Genomic DNA, 15,174 nt, shown 5'->3' with positions numbered 1-15,174 from the left:
GGTAGGGAGCATGAGCACCGAACGACAGACCGTCTACCAGCGTTCACAGGTCACCGCTGAGCAGATCAAGACCATGACGCCGGAACAGATCCTTGAAGCCCAGGAACGCGGGCGGCTGAACACCCTGCTAGGCCGCCCGGAACCGAGCGGGGGGACCCCTGATGGGCAGTGAAGGCTTTGAGGCCATGCTGGACAGCATCACGGACGCTGTGGAGGCGGGGATTCCGGCCGCCGCGTTCAAGGCAATGGAACATGTGAGGGAAGTCGCCGTTTCGAGGGCCCCATTGGAAACCGGGGACCTCCGTGCCAGTGCCAGCACCGAACTGACCCAGGACGGTGCGAAAGTGACGTTCCCAGGCCCGTACGCCCGCCGGCAGGAGTATGAGCTGGACTACCGCCACGAAACAGGGCAGGCGCTTTATCTGACGTCAACGATCATCCAGGAAGAACAGGCGGTGCTGGATATCGTGGCCGCCGAGCTCCGCAAAGTCATCGAATAACACGCCGTCTGCCGCCGGGAATCCGGACCCGGCGGCAGACACCCAACCACTCAGGAGAAACAACCGTGACGACGACGACCGGCAGTATTGACGCGAAACTCACCGTAGACGACTCCGACTTCAAGCGCGGCATGGCCGAGGCCAAGGCCGAAGCCCGGGAGGTCGGGGCACTCGAACCGACCGTCAAGGTCGACGCGAACGTCGGGCCCGCCCTGGCGAAGCTCAATGCGGTGGCACTCGCCGAACGCAACCTTGACGTCGCGTACCAGCGGTCCGCGATCGCGCAGACGAAGCTCGACGCCATCACCAAGAAGTACGGCGACGACTCTGTCCAGGCCGCTACGGCACGGCTGGGAATGACCCGGGCGACGAACGCCGAGTCGGACGCCGAGGCAAAGCTCGCCGGGCACCGGCACGCGGCCACCGCGGCGCAGGACAAAGACACCGAGGCAACCCACCGGGCCAACGGTGCGAACAATCAGCGCATCCGGGGATTGCAGGTCCTGATCGCCCTGTCCCCGGCGATCCTGGCCGCCGCGGCGCCGATCGGGGCCGCGGCCCTCGGTCTGGGTGCGGCGTTCGGTGTGATGGCCGTCTCCGGTGTCCTCGCGATCAAGGGCATCAAGGACGAGATGGCGCACGGCACCGTCGTCGGGAACGAGTACGCGGCCGGGCTCGGGTCGCTGAAAACGGACCTGAACCAGCTCTCCCAGACCTCCGCGGTGGCGATGCTGGGGGCGTTCAACACCGTGGTGGGTGACATCAACGCCCGGATGCCGTTCCTGAACCGGCTCGTCGGGGACTCCTCCGCGGCACTCGGGGCCATGGGCGGGACCGCCCTGCACGGCGTCCTCGACGGCATGCAGGCCATGACCCCGCTCATCCAGGCCGGAACCGTGGAGCTCTCCAAGTTCGTGACCTGGCTGTCCTCCTTCAGCAACACGAACGGGTTCTCCCAGTTCGTCGGCTACGCGGTGGACAACCTGCCTGGCGTGATGGTCCTGATCGAGAACCTTGTCACCACCGCAGGGCACATCCTTGCCGCGTTCGCCCCCCTCGGGCCCGTCGTGCTCGGGTTCCTGAACATGCTCACGGACGGCCTGAACTCCCTCCCGCTGCCGGTCCTCGCGGGTCTGGTGACCACGGCGGCGCTGCTGGGCACGACCCTGAAACTTGCGTTCAGCGAAGCGATCGCCGCACGCATCGGGGTGGTCGCCGCGCAGATCGGCCTGACCGGTGTCATGGCGAACCTCGCCGTCCCCGTCGTGGGCATCCTCACCGCCGTCATCGCCGGACTGGGCATGGCCGCAGCAACCTCAGCGCTCGGCACGGACACCGGCACCGCCGCCATCCAGGACTACACCCAGGCGCTCAAGGACGACAACGACGCCCTCGGCGAGCACATCCGGGCGCAGGCCGCGAAAGCCCTCTCGGATGCCGGGGCGTTCGATGCGGCCCGTGATCTCGGGATCTCACAGAAGACCCTGACGGACGCGACACTTGGTGTCGCCGGGGCCCAGGATATCGTCAACGGCGCCATCAAGCGTGGCCGTGAGTTCCAGAACGACTGGTCCCAGGGTGTCGTTGACGTCACGACCGGGATGTACCAAGCCACCGGGGCGCAGGACCAGATGGGCAAGTCCATCGAGCTGGTCACCGGCCAGGTCAGGGGCCAGTCCGGTGCCATTGACGGGGCGAAGCAGAAGAACGCCGACTTGGCGGCGGCCATGGACACCACGGCCGGTGCGGCCACCGGGCAGGCCGCGGCGTTGCAGGCTTCCGCGGCGCAGTACGGGACCTCCGTGGGCATGTATCAGGCAGCCACCGCGGCACAGGAAAAAACGGCTGCGCAGCTGGCGCAGACGACCCTGAACATGCAGTTGCAGAACAACGCCGCCGGGCTGCTCAAGCAGTCCATGGATTCACTCAACGGCACGTCGCTGTCTCTGGAGCAGGCCCAGACCCGCTCGGCGGCGGCCACGAACTCTGTCACGGCGTCGTTCGTCCAGAACGGCACCGCGATCCGGGGCGGCACGGCGGCCGCGGTGTCGAACCAGCAGGCCCTGCAGAACAAGGCCGCAGCCGACCAGGCCGCGGCGGAGGCCGTCGCGAAGTCCACCGGCAGCACGAAGGCCGGCACCAAAGCCTACGGGGCGTCCAAGACCGCGCTGGAGAACTCCATGCGCGCCCAGGGCCTACTCACCGGTGGGGTGCAGGCGTACATCAACAAGCTGTACAACGTGGACAAACTCAAGGTCAAACCCACGAAGCTCGAAGTGGACAAGGCCCGGGCCGAGGCGGACCTCGCCGCGTTCCAGGCGCACGTCGATGCGTTGCGGGGCAAGGTCATTGATGTGATCACCCGCAACTCTTCCATCGGTGACGGCACGGCCCCCTCCTCGGGGACGGCCGGGCGGGGCATCATTCAGGGCTTCGCGACGGGCGGTGAAGTTGCCTACCTTGCGTCCGGCGGCCAGCCATGGCAGCCGCGGGGCACGGACACGGTCCCGGCGATGCTCACCCCGGGCGAGATCGTCGTCAACCGCGCCTCGGTCCAGTCACTGGGTGCCGGGAACGTGCTGGAAGCCAACCGCACCGGGCAATGGCCGGTGCAACAGCAGGCCACCGGGCCGGTGACGGTCGGCTTCAGCGAGGGCGACCGGAAACTGCTGATGGCCGTCGTCCAGCTCGCACACCGGCCCGTGGCCGTCAAGGTCGGGGCGGAAACCATCGCCACGGCGAACATCGTGGGGCGCAAGAAACTGCGCCTCCCCGTCTAGTAGGAAACCGTGCCCGCATCCCCCCAAGCAGCGGAGGGCCACTCTAGAAGGCAAGGCCCCGGTGACAACCGCCCGGGGCCTTTTCCTCATCTGGTTGGCACAAGCGGGCCAATCCCCGTGACGTGTGTGATCACAGCCCAAAAGTCCTCGGTGATACCAGGGTTCTTAGCTGTGATGGCTGATACTAAGTCAGCTCAAACGGCGCGTGGGATCGACCGAGTCGCCGATTGGGTGACGCATCGTCAATATTGTCGGCGATAACACGTATTCTGCATTTATCACTTGATCAATTTGGGGGAATAAATGAAAAAGGTCTTGCCCGTCTTTGCGCTCGCCGCCTTAGTGTTGACCGGTTGCGGTGGGGGAGCGGTAGCGGAAAGCACATCGGTTCCTACCGCTACGCCGACTCCCACGCCGACCGTGGAACAGACTGCCAGCGCCAAGCAGTTTGCCAGCATCCTCGCCGAGAACGAATCCAGCTGGCGGGCCTATTCGAAGGACATCGCCAGCTGCGCATACGACGAGATTGTGGCGACGGACACGGCCGCGAAGATCCACGCCATGACCTGCACCATTACTGCCGCGACCGTGACAATGCAGGCGAAAAACGCCACGCGGGACATCTTGAAGCTTCCCAAGCCGGCCCCCGAGGTAAAGGACCTAGTGGACCGGACTATTGCTGCCCTGGGCCCGCTGTCAAAGACCGGTGCGGACACTGCGTGCATGGGGTCGGGTGCTGCGACGTCGTCGAAATGCGATGACGCAGAGACGGCCGCCAATGGGGCTATCCGCGGCGTGATCTCTGTGCTGGACGCCTGGCGCCCCTACATGGGCAACTAGGGGTTTTAGTTCGGGTGTCCGCCTTCGGAAACTTTGCGGGATCCCGCAAAGTTGCCGGCCAGCGCAGGACGGCGGCCGGCGGTCTTTCCGGTGGATGCAACGAAAAGGTCTGAGCCCGGGGAGGCCATGCGACCAGGGGAAGTCGAAGACAAGGGGGTACGCAGATTGACACCCCCCCCCGGGGGCCACGACCTTTTTACGGGCAATCTTGAAAAGGTCAGCCCCCGCACGGGTTCGGGGGCGTTTTTTCGTGCGAGTCTTGGGACTTTAGCAGTTGGACTAGGGGAGGTGCTGGACGAAGCCGCGGAGGGCGTCCGCGATCTGCTGGGACGTCGCTTTCTCGCCGGTTAGGTCCGCAGCCGGCGTCGCGTGATTCTCGGAGGCGTACCGGATCAGGCTCCCAGCGTCATTTGTCAGCTGCCACTGGAAGGTCATGTCGCGGCGCACGTGGGCCGTCCAGCCCGTCCCCTCGGCATAGTAGACCTCGGCCTTGTTTGCCCGCACGACGTCGGACACACCGCGGGCGGCCGCAGCGTCGCTCCAGCTGTAGAAGTCCAGCGTGCGGCCCCCGACCACGCAGGACGCTGTGGAGGCCATGCCCGGGCCTCCCTTCCCCACGTCGCCCGCCTGAATGGCGTTACAACCGGGCACCAATGCGGCAATGGCGGACGCGGTCTGCCCGAAATAGGTCGTTGGCTTGGGCGCCGGCGTAGAGCTCGACGTTCCCTTTTGATCCGTGGCTGATGCAGTCGAACCGCAGCCAGCAAGTGTAATCGCCAGCAGCGCACCGCCAGCAGCCCCTGAAATTGATTTCATGGGCAGAGCCTAACGGCAGGGCCCGGCAATTAATAGCCCCGACAGCCTCCATGCCCGACCGTAGGCCAACTCTGGGGGTCTAAGAGGAACCTAGCTAGGGAACTCTGGGGAGCCTCGCCCAGCAGCCTACGGAACAACGTCAATGCGCGTCATGCGGCTGTATGTTCTGGCCATGAGTAACGACGTAAATGCCGGTGACGGCACAGTGAAGCAGGTAGCAGAGTTCCTAGGGATCCATCCGGAGGCGGTCCGCATCATGGCCCGCTCCGGCCAGTTTCCACACGCGTACATGCCCGGCCAGGGAGCCCGCATCAAAATCCCGTGGACTGATGTTGAGGGCTATTGCGAAACACACCCAACGGGGGAGGGCGACGCGACCGTCAACCAGGTTGCCGCCTTCCTGAACCACCACCCCGAATCTATCCGCATCATGGCCCGCTCTGGAGCGTTCCCCAACGCTTACAAGGCCGGGATGGGCCGGAAGAACTCACCCCTCCGCATCCCGTGGGCGGACGTGGACCGGTATCGCCAACTGCAGCCTCGGGTGAACCGGTGAAATCCCGAGTCAAGCGCCGATGGTCCGCCAGCCGCAAATATTACGATGTGATGAATGACTCAGCTGCCATGTGGACGTGCGGCACTTGGTGATGCAATAGTTGATGCATGCCCAGTACCCACTACGTCGAATTGCCGACCTCTCGCCGGCTGTCAGTGACGATGACAGGCCGCGACTTGGCTGACCTGGAGCTCATTCGCCGTTCGCCCGAACGGCTTCGATCCCTTCCTGCCGATGTATCCGAGAATTCCAGTGAGGCGGCACTCGTGCATGCAGTCTTTGAGGCAGGCCTTCAATGCTTGAAGGAGGAAGCGCAGGGATCTGCCTACGCGCTCCTCGCTCAGGACCCCGAGTACGTGGATTACCGTGAGGCTCGCCGTAGAGCTCCGGTCCGTCGTCGCTCCGAATGATTCACCCCGGACCTCCGCCGTCGGCATCCTCCGATCTGCCCTTTCTCCGCGGCGAGGTCTACCTGATCGAACCGTCAGGAATTGAAGAAAATAAGTACTACTTGGTTGTCTCCAACAACGCCAGAAACAGTCATCTAGGGACGGCCCTCATGGTCCGGATTACGACGTCTGTCAAGCCTGAGATTGCTTCCATCATCATCCTTCCCCATGGGGAGTGCGTTAGCGGTCGAGTATTGTGTGATGACATTGAGGAAGTATGGAGTGACCAGGTAGTCAGGCGGATCGGCGCCCTTTCTATCTCCACCATGGCCGCGGTGAACGAGGCACTGAAGTCCGCGCTGGGACTGTCTTAGCACGTCACCCCTACAACCCTGCACCAGACGCTTACCGGAACGTAGCCCAGCGGATCGAAAGGTGGCGTGTGATCACTAGGTGAGCACACACCACCCAACCCATGCGGACACAGTAAGTCACAGATCCAATCTCGGCCCTCCGAAAAAGCCATTGATTCCGCACCCAACGACCCCATCGCACACCAGTGGGCATGCTAGTCAAATCACTGTAAATCAGCTGGCAACGCCTACGGGGGTTCGAATCCCTCATCTGCCACCCAAGGAAAAGCCTCCGGAACCTGATGGTTCCGGAGGCTTTTTCGTGCTCGGAGAGCGGTGCTTCACCGAGGCCTGCCAGCACCTGGGCTTGTCCGCGGCTCCCGGTCTTGAAGTTTAGGATTCCCGGACATGCCTAGGAATAGTCAGCCGCCGGGTTTGGCCCCGTGGATCAGTGGCCGGCGGGTTCCAGCCAGTACCCGTCCTGATGATGCACCAGGCGCCGGCCCAGCCCTCCCATCAGCTGCACCCAGATGGTGCTGCGGTCATCGGTCATGCCATCCAGGGTGCCCACGATCCTGCTTCCGCGGCCGTCCGCCAGGATCAGTTCCTGGTGGAGTGGAAGATCGGGCCAGAGCGCGGCGGGTGCCGCGATTGTTTCGGTGGTGCTCACCATGACTCCTAGCTCGCCGCTGACGATGTAGACGTTGTATTGGAGAAATTCTGCAGGAGATCCATGAACTGCCGGTGAACTCAGGGGCAACGTCCGGCGCAGAATCCGGCGCGGGATCCAGGAGCCTTCCAATGGAAGTTACTGGCGGGTAACATCGCAGGCATGCACTTGCTTCTTCGCACTCTCGTGATGCTTTTTACCTCGGCCAGGCGTTCTTCCCTGAGTATCTGGGATACGTCCTCGCTTCCCCTGCGTGTGCTGCCCACGGACATAGACATCGCCATGCACGTCAACAACGGCATGTATTTTTCGCTGATGGACCTGGGCCGGTTCGATCTGATGGTGCGGAGCGGCGTCTGGACAAAGATGCGAGAGCGCGGCTGGAGCCCGGTGGCAGCCGGTGAGACCATCGCCTTCCGCAAGTCCCTGCAGCTGTGGCAGCGTTATGCCATCGAGTCCAAAATCATCGGGCTGGATGCCAAGGCCATCTATTTTGAGCAGCGCATGGTGGTGGACGGCGAAATCTACGCGCGGGCGTATATCGCTACCCGGCTGGTCCGTAAAGGAAAGCCTGTCAGTCAGGCGGAAATCCTCCGCGAGTTCGGCGAACCGCCGGCAGACATGGAGCTGCCCCAGTGGATTCACGACTGGCGCGAAACCAACGCCCTGCCAGGTGCCCGGCGGCCGGCCCCGCACTCGTGGAGCTGAAACCGCAGGACTACGCCCCGACGTCGCGCCGGTGCAACGCAACCGCGCTGAGCACGACGAGCCCGGCGGAAATTCCCCACAGCCAACCGGCCGCCGCCCAGTCTGCGCCGTTGGACACCGGAGAGTTCCCGTAGGCCCAGTGATACGGGCTCAGATTCAGGAGCCACTCGACGTCCGGGCTCTGCCGGCCCACGGCGTTGAACACGTACCCCAGCACACCCACCGCGGCGCCGGCTGCCAGACCACATGTACGCCGGCCGGACAACGCCCCTGCGAACAGGGCGGCGGTTCCGGTGAGCAGTGCGAGGCCTGCGAACAAAACCACAGCGCCAAACAGGTTTTCCGGCTTGATCCGCAACTGGGCAGAATCGTTGAGCAGACGCACCAGAACGAACACCAGGGCGGAAAGCAACACCACCCGCAGCGCCAGCGCCATCGCCCGTTCCAGCACCACCTGGACGCGTGTCACTGCGTGGGCAAGAGTGAGTTCCAGCTGGCCGGATTCCTCGTCGCCGCCCACTGCCGTGGCGCCCCACGCCACGGACGCGTTGGTCATCAGCAGGAACCCGATCAGACCGAAAAGTGTGCCCTGCGTGTAGCCGGGGCCGGTGGCGATCTGGTCATAGTTCAGCGCCTTGGTCATCTCCGACGGCAATGCGTTGATCATGTCCTGCATCTGCGAGCTGCCGCCGATGGACGGGTACAGCGGCAGGTACAGGAAAGTGGCGGCGGCCAGGCCCGCGGCCCAGCCCAGCGTGGACCGCCAGGAATCAACGAACGCCCTCCGGAAGAGGGGGAGCGACTTGTTCATGGCCGGTCACCGTTTCCTCCCACGGTGCCGTACATCTTCAGCACCGATTCCTCCAGATCAGGTTCCTCCAGGACCAGGTGAGCGAGGTGGAACGAGGCCAGAGCCTGGACGAGCGGCTGAATGGCGCCTTCCAGCGTGGCGGCGAGTTCGACGCCGTCACCCGCCTGAAGTACCTCAAGATGCCCGACGCCGGGTACCCGGCCCAGCCGCGCACCGGCGTCGTCCGTGGTAATTCCGGTGGCGCTCAACCGAAGGTGCCGAACCGCGCTTTCGCGGAGTTGGTCCACTGACGCCACCGTGACGATCTGGCCGTCGCGCAGAATGGCCACCTCATCCGCAGCCTGCTGGATTTCGCTGAGCACGTGCGAGCTGAGGAAGACGGTCTGACCCTTGTCCTTGGCCTCGCGGACCATGGCCAGGAATTCCTGCTGGACCAGGGGATCCAAACCGCTGGTGGGCTCATCGAGGACCAGGAGCTCGGGATCGTGCATAAAGGCCTGCACCAGGCCCGGCTTCTGTTTGTTTCCCTTGGAGAGCTTCCGGGTGTGCCGGTCCAGGCCAAGGCGCTCGGCCAGTTCATTGATCTTGCCTGGCTTCACCGGCCCGCTGATTGCCTCGTAGTGTGAGAGTAGTTTCCGCCCGCCGATCCGGCCTTCCAGGAACAGCTCGCCGGGCAGGTAGCCGATCCTGCGCCGCAGCTCAGGGCCGGCCGGCCGGGGGTCCTCGCCCAGCACCACGGAGGACCCCGAACTTGGCCTGATGATGTCCAGCAGGCACCGCATGGTACTGAACAATTGTTCAGCGGCTGTAAATAACCCTGCGGAACAGCACGGTGCGGATTATTCCCGGTGACGCGGGGAGCGAACAATCCGGCTCCGGGGGGGACTTCTGAATCCGGCTCGCGTACCGTTGAACCATGGCTACAGTTGACATAACAGGTGAACAGTTCGCAACTACCATCGAGGGCAATGACATTGTCCTGGTGGATTTCTGGGCTGCGTGGTGTGGTCCGTGCCGTCAGTTCGCGCCCACCTACTCAACCGTCTCGGAGAAGTACGACGACATCGTTTTCGCCAAGGTGGACACGGAGGCTGAACAGCAGCTCGCCGCCGAGGCGGGCATTACCTCAATCCCCACCCTGATGGCCTTCCGCGAAAAGGTGCTGGTCTTCTCCCAGCCCGGCGCGCTCAACGGCCCGCAACTGGAGCAGGTCATCGACGCCGTCAAGGCCCTGGACATGGAAGAGGTCCACGCCCATGTGGCGCGATCGCAAGCTGAAACCGCCGCTGCCGGAAACCAGCAGGACGGTACCCAGCAGGACGGTACCCAGATCCCCGAGGCCTAGGTCCGCCTTAAACTCCAACGCGGGGTCACTTACGGCCCATTAACCAGTGGTTGATGGGCGCTAAGTGACCCCGCGTTGCTTGTTCTACGAGGAGGGCCTAGAGACGGTCCAGCCTCACCGGCTCGGCAAGAAGTGCGCTGAGGGATTCGTTCAGATCCTGGACTGCCGCGCCCTTGGAATGCCTGGCCAGGTCTTCCTCTGAAGACCACTGCTCGGTCAGCATCAGCTTTTCCTCAGTTGCCTCGGTGAGCTCGTAGCGGATGCAGCCGGGCTCGTTCACCACCTCGTCGATGGCGATTTCCAGGGCGAGCTTCACGCGGAAGAACTCACCGTCGTTGGGGATGAACGTGGCCAGCAGGTCAATGGGTGCACTCATGGATTTCACAATACCGGGCGCCGCACCCCTGCTGGCTCTGTTTCCGCCGGACACCCTTCTGTTGCGCTTCTATTGCCGCTGGCGAGTTGGTAGCGTGCCATCATGCGCGCTTATACAGCCGGGGACACTGACGTCCCGCTGCTCGAGGAAACCATTGGCGAGAACTTTGAGCGGGTGGTGGCACAATTCCCCTTCCACGATGCGTTGATTGAGGCGGCCGCTGTTCCCGGCGCTGACGCCCGCCGCTGGAGTTACACCAAACTGAACGACGACGTCGACCGCCTGGCGCGCTCGCTCCTCGCCTTGGGAGTGGCCAAGGGCGAGAGGGTCGGCATCTGGAGCCCCAACTGCGCTGAGTGGACCATCCTCCAGTACGCCACAGCCAAAATCGGCGCCATCCTGGTCAACGTAAATCCGGCGTACCGCACCCACGAGCTTGAGTTCGTGGTCAAGCAGAACGGGATGCGGATGCTTGTGACGGCGCCGTCGGACAAAAACAGCGACTATGTGGGAATGGCCCGCCAGGCGCTCGCTGAGTGTCCGGAACTCCGTGAGCTGGTGTTCCTGCCGGACGCCGGTTCGAAGGAGCTCGACGCCGGCGTCGCCCAAGGCGATGAGGAGCGGACTTACGCCGAGCTGCTCAAGCGGGCTGACGACGTCGGGCATTCCGGCCTTAAGGCGCGGATGGCCGAACTGGGCCCGCATGAGCCCATCAATCTGCAGTACACCTCCGGCACCACGGGGTTCCCCAAGGGCGCCACGCTGACGCATCACAACATCCTGAACAACGGCTACTCCATCGGCGAGCTGCTGGGTTACACGGAGCACGACCGGGTGGTGATTCCGGTGCCGTTCTACCACTGCTTCGGCATGGTGATCGGCAACCTCAACGCGCTGAGCCACGGCGCCGCCGCCATCATTCCGGGGCGATCTTTCACACCGGCCGCAGCACTGGAAGCGGTGCAGGATTTCGGCGGGACGTCGCTGTACGGCGTGCCCACCATGTTCATAGCCGAACTCGCCCTGCCGGACTTCGCCTCCTATGATCTGTCCACGCTGCGCACGGGCGTCATGGCAGGCTCGCTGTGCCCCATCGAGGTGATGAACCGGGTGATCTCGGAGATGAACATGTTTGATGTGGCCATCTGTTACGGCATGACGGAGACCTCGCCGGTGTCCACCATGACGCTCAGCAGCGACACCCTCGCCCAGCGTACCGAGACGGTGGGCCGGACCATGCCGCAGCTGGAAAGCCAGGTGGTGGATCCGGGCACCGGGGAGGTGCTGGAGCGGGGCGAGATCGGCGAGCTCTGCACGCGTGGCTATGCCGTGATGCAGGGATATTGGGATCAGCCGGGCAAAACAGCCGAGGCCATCGATGCGGAGGGCTGGATGCACACCGGTGACCTCGCACGTATGGATGAGGGCGGGTACGTGGTGATCGAGGGGCGGATGAAGGACATGGTGATCCGCGGCGGCGAGAACGTCTATCCGCGCGAGATCGAGGAGTTCCTGTACGGGCACCCGTCCATCCAGGACGTGCAGGTGATCGGCGTCCCGGATGCCAGATACGGCGAGGAGCTGATGGCCTGCATCATCCTCAAGCCCGGAGCCGAACCGCTGGATGCGGAAGGCATTGCCGAGTTCTGCCGGGGCAAGCTGGCGCACTACAAAATTCCGCGTTACGTGGACGTGCGGGACAACTTCCCCATGACGGTGTCCGGCAAAATCCGCAAAGTACAGATGCGCGAAGAAGCGGTGGCCCGGCTGGGGTTATAGGGTCCTAAGGCAACGCGGGGTCACTTACGGCCCATGTTGGTGCCTGACTTGGGCCGTAAGTGACCCCGCGTTGTTCTATTTCAAATTCGGGCTGTGGATAACTCCAAACTTGGGGAACATTGTGGACAGAATTGGCCACATGGTCCGCCTCACCCCGCTCCCGCCGAGCATCCGACTGGTTCCGTTTACGTACGCTGAGTCGAAGGCGCTCGGCGTCCCTCCCAAGAGGCTCCGCGCAAATGACTTATCCGACGGCGGCCGGCTGGTCTACCTGCCGGCTGGCAGGAGGCTGGAGATCACCGAACGTGCCAGGGTATTTGCAGCGGCCACGCCGGATGCATGGGTGTCGCATCAATCCGCCGCCACGCTGGCCGACCTCGGGCTGCCACCCTGGATGGATTTCGAATCGACGGTTCACCTCAGCAAACCGCACCACCTCCCCCGAGTCAGGCGCGGCGGCATTACAGGCCATCGCGTCCACGTGAACCCCGGCGAGGTCATTGAAATCGACGGCATCCCGGTATCGGCACCGCCGCGGACATGGCTGGATCTCGCCAAGGAGCTGCCTCTGAAAGATCTGATCGCAATGGGTGACCAATTGATCCGGATGCCGCGGCCCGGCCTGGAATTCAGGTCCGAGCCGCACGCCTACAAGGAGGGACTGCGCCTGCTGATCCGCCAGCATCCCAATATGAAGGGAGTTGAAAAGGCCCGGCTCGCCCTCGACGAAATGCGTGTCGGAGCGGACTCCTTCCCGGAAACGTTCCTGCGGCTGGCGATGCGCGAGGCTCACCTGCCCGAGCCTGAGTTGCAGCTCAGGCTTGATCCGCAGGACCAATGGTCGCCGGCCGCCGATCTGGGCTACCGGCGCTTCCGGATTGCCGTGCAGTACGACGGCGCCCACCACCTCGCGCGCGAACAGCAGTCCCGCGACAATCGTCGCGATGAATTGTTCCTCAATGCAGGCTGGTCCTATTTCAAGGTCAACGCCGACGACCTCGCCGAAGGATTCGAAAACGTCATCGTGAGGATCAAGCGAGCCAAACGACGCTCCGCTTAACCCAACGCGGGGTCACTTACGGCCCAAGGTGGCGTCTGACATGGGCCGTAAGTGACCCCGCGTTGCTTGAAAGAGGGGAGGTCAGTGCTGGCGGTGGTCCTGGATGGTCATTCTCGGTCCGAAGGCGGGCTTGCGGAAGCCGCTCAGCCCGATCATGCGGACCACCCGCTGCCTGTGGCCCTGCCACGGCGCCAGCAAAGCCAGCATGCCGGCGTCGTCCGTCTTCCTGCCCGTCAGTGCGTAGCCCACATAAGACGCCAGATGGTAGTCGCCCACGGCGATCGAATCCGGGCAGCCGTGCGTCCGCTGCACCACCTCTGCCGCGGTCCAGACGCCGATGCCGGACAGGGTCTGCATCTTCATCGCAGCTTCTGCCGCCGGAAGTCCTGCCAGGCGTTCAAGCGCGACGGCGGAGTGCAGCACCCGCATGACGGTTGCCGAGCGCTGTGGCCCCACCCCGGCCTTATGCCATTCCCAGGACGGGATGCGGAGCCACTGCGCAGGCGTGGGTTGAACCAGCAGGCCGGCAGGCGCCGCGGTCCCAGCACCCGGGGCCGGAGTGCCGTGGCGGTGCATCAGGTACCTGTATCCGCGGCGGGCCTCGATGACCGTGACCTTCTGTTCCAGGACGGTGGGGACAAGTGAGTCAACCACACGCCCGGTGGAGGGGAACCGCACTGCCAGGTTCCGGCGTCGGGCCTCCGTGACCAGACGGGGGAGTGTTGCCTGGAAGGCCGGTTCGTCAAAGGTTGACCAGTCATCACATGCGCCGAGGAGGGCAGGCACGCCGTCGATCGCGGCTTCAGCGCCCGGCCCCCAGGCCAGGGCGTCCACTGTGCCGTCAGCCCCCGAAGCCGTGAGCCGCAGCGAAACCGGCCCTTCCGGCGTTGCAAACGCCATCCAGAAACCGTCAGCGCGCATCCCGACGGAGGGGTCGGAGTTGCCGCGCATCAGGATGCCGAGGGTCCGGGTCAGCGAATATGGCGTCCCGGGGTTCCAGCGCAGCGAAGCATCAGCACCCGCAGCAATGGCGGCTGGAACTTCGGCGATGGTCATTGGAATATGCTCCCATGCCGGGCTGGCAGGAAAGCCCCCGGCACCGGATTCCGGACCCGCAGTCTTACCCTTACCGGGGCCCTTACCGGCGGCGTACCGCGGGACTAGAATTTTCGTGTGGCGTGGACCGCCCGCGCCGGATCATCAGAACTGTCAGGAGAGCGCAATGGCCGGAGTAGTGCATTTCGAAATCCCCGCGGACAATCAGGAGCGGGCCAACAGTTTCTACCAAGGTGCGTTCGGCTGGACGCTCAACGCCATGCCGGAGATGGACTACACGATCGCCATCACCACCCCATCGGATGCAGAGACCGGCATGCCCAGCGCGCCCGGAGCAATCAACGGCGCCCTGTTCCCGCGCACGGGGGAACTGAAAACCCCCATCATCACGGTGGACGTTGAGGACATCGACGCCGCACTGGCACAGATTGAGTCCGCAGGGGGCTCGGTGGCCAAAGCCAAGGATGCCGTTCCCGGAATGGGCTTCTATGCCTACTTCAAGGACACGGAGGGCAACACCCTGGGCCTGTGGCAGAACGACACTTCAGCAGGAAGCTAGGGCGCCTGTGCCCGGCGCGGGCCGGGTTCCCTAATCCGAACCGAAGCGGCCGCGTGCGTCTACCGGGAGCAGCGGCTTTGCGGCGCGGACCTTCAGTTCCTGCACAGCCCAGGCGTTTCCGTCCGGGTCGCTGAAGCCGAAGAACGTGCCGCCGTCGCGTTCGTCAAAAACGGTGATTTCGCTTGCCTCCACCCCTCGGCTGAGCAATTCCTCACGCGGCGCGGGCGTCCGAAACCACCAGCTGCAGCCCCCGCATTGAGCCGGGCGCCATTTCATTCTGCGAGGGAAGGTCCCCGATGACAATCGAGCAGCCGGAGCCGGGCGGCGTCAACTGGACCACGTGCATGTGCTCGTTCACAGTGTTGTGGTCCAGGTTGAAGCCAACCTTGTCGCGGTAGAACCCGATGGCCCGGTCAATATCACTCACCGGGAGTGCAACCACTTCGAGGGTCCGGTCCATGGCGGGGGGGGCTTTCGACGGGGGAGTCCGGCTCGACAGGGGGTCGAGTGGGAGTGCCAAGGCCAGCTTGCCGTGCCGCGACCGGCCTTGGCTAGGACTTTCTCCGAAAAAACGCA

Annotated in this window: 18 protein-coding genes and 1 pseudogene; 11 read left to right on the top strand and 8 right to left on the bottom strand. The window is 64.1% G+C overall.

The annotated features are described in order from the left end of the window. Positions 1-10 precede the first annotated feature (10 nt). The 4 genes from V3C33_13745 to V3C33_13730 all read left to right on the top strand — a co-directional run bounded on the left by V3C33_13745 (position 11) and on the right by V3C33_13730 (position 4,120). Positions 11-172, top strand: a complete 162-nt coding sequence (locus tag V3C33_13745; GenBank protein ID XAS66545.1) for a hypothetical protein — start codon at positions 11-13, stop codon at positions 170-172. After that, positions 162-500 (top strand): hypothetical protein, encoded by a 339-nt coding sequence (locus V3C33_13740; protein XAS66544.1) that lies wholly within the window; start codon positions 162-164, stop codon positions 498-500. Before V3C33_13745 ends, V3C33_13740 begins: the two co-directional genes overlap by 11 nt. Positions 501-565: 65 nt before the next feature. Beyond that, on the top strand, positions 566-3,280 hold the full coding sequence (locus tag V3C33_13735; protein XAS66543.1) for a hypothetical protein: 2,715 nt from the start codon (positions 566-568) through the stop codon (positions 3,278-3,280). A 420-nt stretch (positions 3,281-3,700) separates the two neighbouring features. After that, positions 3,701-4,120 carry a hypothetical protein gene (locus V3C33_13730; protein XAS66542.1) on the top strand — a complete coding sequence of 140 codons (420 nt, stop codon included), beginning with the start codon at positions 3,701-3,703 and terminating at the stop codon, positions 4,118-4,120. 279 nt (positions 4,121-4,399) lie between these two features. On the opposite strand, the gene V3C33_13725 is transcribed toward V3C33_13730, so the two are convergent. Continuing rightward, positions 4,400-4,717: a hypothetical protein gene (locus tag V3C33_13725; GenBank protein ID XAS66541.1), complete on the bottom strand. Its 318-nt coding sequence runs from the start codon at positions 4,715-4,717 to the stop codon at positions 4,400-4,402. Between the two features lie 391 nt (positions 4,718-5,108). On the opposite strand from V3C33_13725, the gene V3C33_13720 reads away from it, so the two are divergent. After that, positions 5,109-5,492 (top strand): helix-turn-helix domain-containing protein, encoded by a 384-nt coding sequence (locus V3C33_13720; GenBank protein ID XAS66540.1) that lies wholly within the window; start codon positions 5,109-5,111, stop codon positions 5,490-5,492. 406 nt (positions 5,493-5,898) lie between these two features. Beyond that, the gene (locus V3C33_13715; protein XAS66539.1) at positions 5,899-6,255 is read left to right on the top strand and encodes a type II toxin-antitoxin system PemK/MazF family toxin; all 357 of its coding nucleotides are present in this window, start codon (positions 5,899-5,901) and stop codon (positions 6,253-6,255) included. A gap of 427 nt (positions 6,256-6,682) precedes the next feature. Here V3C33_13715 and V3C33_13710 read toward each other — a convergent pair whose 3' ends face one another. Continuing rightward, entirely contained in the window at positions 6,683-6,904 is a 222-nt protein-coding gene (locus V3C33_13710) for a hypothetical protein (protein ID XAS66538.1), read from the bottom strand. A gap of 162 nt (positions 6,905-7,066) precedes the next feature. On the opposite strand from V3C33_13710, the gene V3C33_13705 reads away from it, so the two are divergent. Further along, on the top strand, positions 7,067-7,612 hold the full coding sequence (locus V3C33_13705; GenBank protein ID XAS66537.1) for an acyl-CoA thioesterase: 546 nt from the start codon (positions 7,067-7,069) through the stop codon (positions 7,610-7,612). Between the two features lie 10 nt (positions 7,613-7,622). On the opposite strand, the gene V3C33_13700 is transcribed toward V3C33_13705, so the two are convergent. Together V3C33_13700 and V3C33_13695 are read right to left on the bottom strand one after the other, a co-directional pair. After that, positions 7,623-8,423 (bottom strand): ABC transporter permease subunit, encoded by an 801-nt coding sequence (locus V3C33_13700; GenBank protein ID XAS66536.1) that lies wholly within the window; start codon positions 8,421-8,423, stop codon positions 7,623-7,625. Continuing rightward, a pseudogene (locus tag V3C33_13695) lies at positions 8,420-9,211 on the bottom strand (ABC transporter ATP-binding protein). Before V3C33_13695 ends, V3C33_13700 begins: the two are co-directional and overlap by 4 nt. A 128-nt stretch (positions 9,212-9,339) precedes the next feature. On the opposite strand from V3C33_13695, the gene V3C33_13690 reads away from it, so the two are divergent. Beyond that, positions 9,340-9,768, top strand: a complete 429-nt coding sequence (locus V3C33_13690; protein XAS66535.1) for a thioredoxin family protein — start codon at positions 9,340-9,342, stop codon at positions 9,766-9,768. 97 nt (positions 9,769-9,865) lie between these two features. Here the strand turns inward: V3C33_13690 and V3C33_13685 are convergent, their stop codons facing one another. Then, positions 9,866-10,144, bottom strand: a complete 279-nt coding sequence (locus V3C33_13685; protein ID XAS66534.1) for an antibiotic biosynthesis monooxygenase — start codon at positions 10,142-10,144, stop codon at positions 9,866-9,868. A gap of 102 nt (positions 10,145-10,246) precedes the next feature. Here V3C33_13685 and V3C33_13680 point away from each other — a divergent pair, with 102 nt between their 5' ends. Continuing rightward, the gene (locus V3C33_13680; GenBank protein XAS66533.1) at positions 10,247-11,923 is read left to right on the top strand and encodes an AMP-binding protein; all 1,677 of its coding nucleotides are present in this window, start codon (positions 10,247-10,249) and stop codon (positions 11,921-11,923) included. A gap of 139 nt (positions 11,924-12,062) precedes the next feature. Further along, a complete protein-coding gene (locus V3C33_13675; GenBank protein ID XAS66532.1) occupies positions 12,063-12,983 on the top strand; it encodes a hypothetical protein in 921 nt (306 codons plus the stop codon). An 81-nt stretch (positions 12,984-13,064) separates the two neighbouring features. Here V3C33_13675 and V3C33_13670 read toward each other — a convergent pair whose 3' ends face one another. Further along, entirely contained in the window at positions 13,065-14,039 is a 975-nt protein-coding gene (locus V3C33_13670; GenBank protein ID XAS66531.1) for a 3-methyladenine DNA glycosylase, read from the bottom strand. Positions 14,040-14,205: 166 nt separating this feature from the next. Between V3C33_13670 and V3C33_13665 the strand changes: the two genes are divergently transcribed. Next, positions 14,206-14,598 carry a VOC family protein gene (locus V3C33_13665; protein ID XAS66530.1) on the top strand — a complete coding sequence of 131 codons (393 nt, stop codon included), beginning with the start codon at positions 14,206-14,208 and terminating at the stop codon, positions 14,596-14,598. Between the two features lie 30 nt (positions 14,599-14,628). Here the strand turns inward: V3C33_13665 and V3C33_13660 are convergent, their stop codons facing one another. Next, complete coding sequence (locus V3C33_13660; protein XAS66529.1) at positions 14,629-14,790, bottom strand: hypothetical protein; 162 nt, start codon at positions 14,788-14,790, stop codon at positions 14,629-14,631. 19 nt (positions 14,791-14,809) lie between these two features. Then, positions 14,810-15,058: a VOC family protein gene (locus tag V3C33_13655; GenBank protein ID XAS66528.1), complete on the bottom strand. Its 249-nt coding sequence runs from the start codon at positions 15,056-15,058 to the stop codon at positions 14,810-14,812. Positions 15,059-15,174 lie beyond the last annotated feature (116 nt).

The sequence above is a fragment of the Micrococcaceae bacterium Sec5.7 genome, assembly GCA_039636785.1.
In the GTDB taxonomy this organism is placed as follows: Bacteria; Actinomycetota; Actinomycetes; order Actinomycetales; family Micrococcaceae; genus Arthrobacter.
The sequence above is the reverse complement of the archived record's forward strand: the minus strand, read 5'-3'. Positions and strand labels throughout refer to the sequence as shown.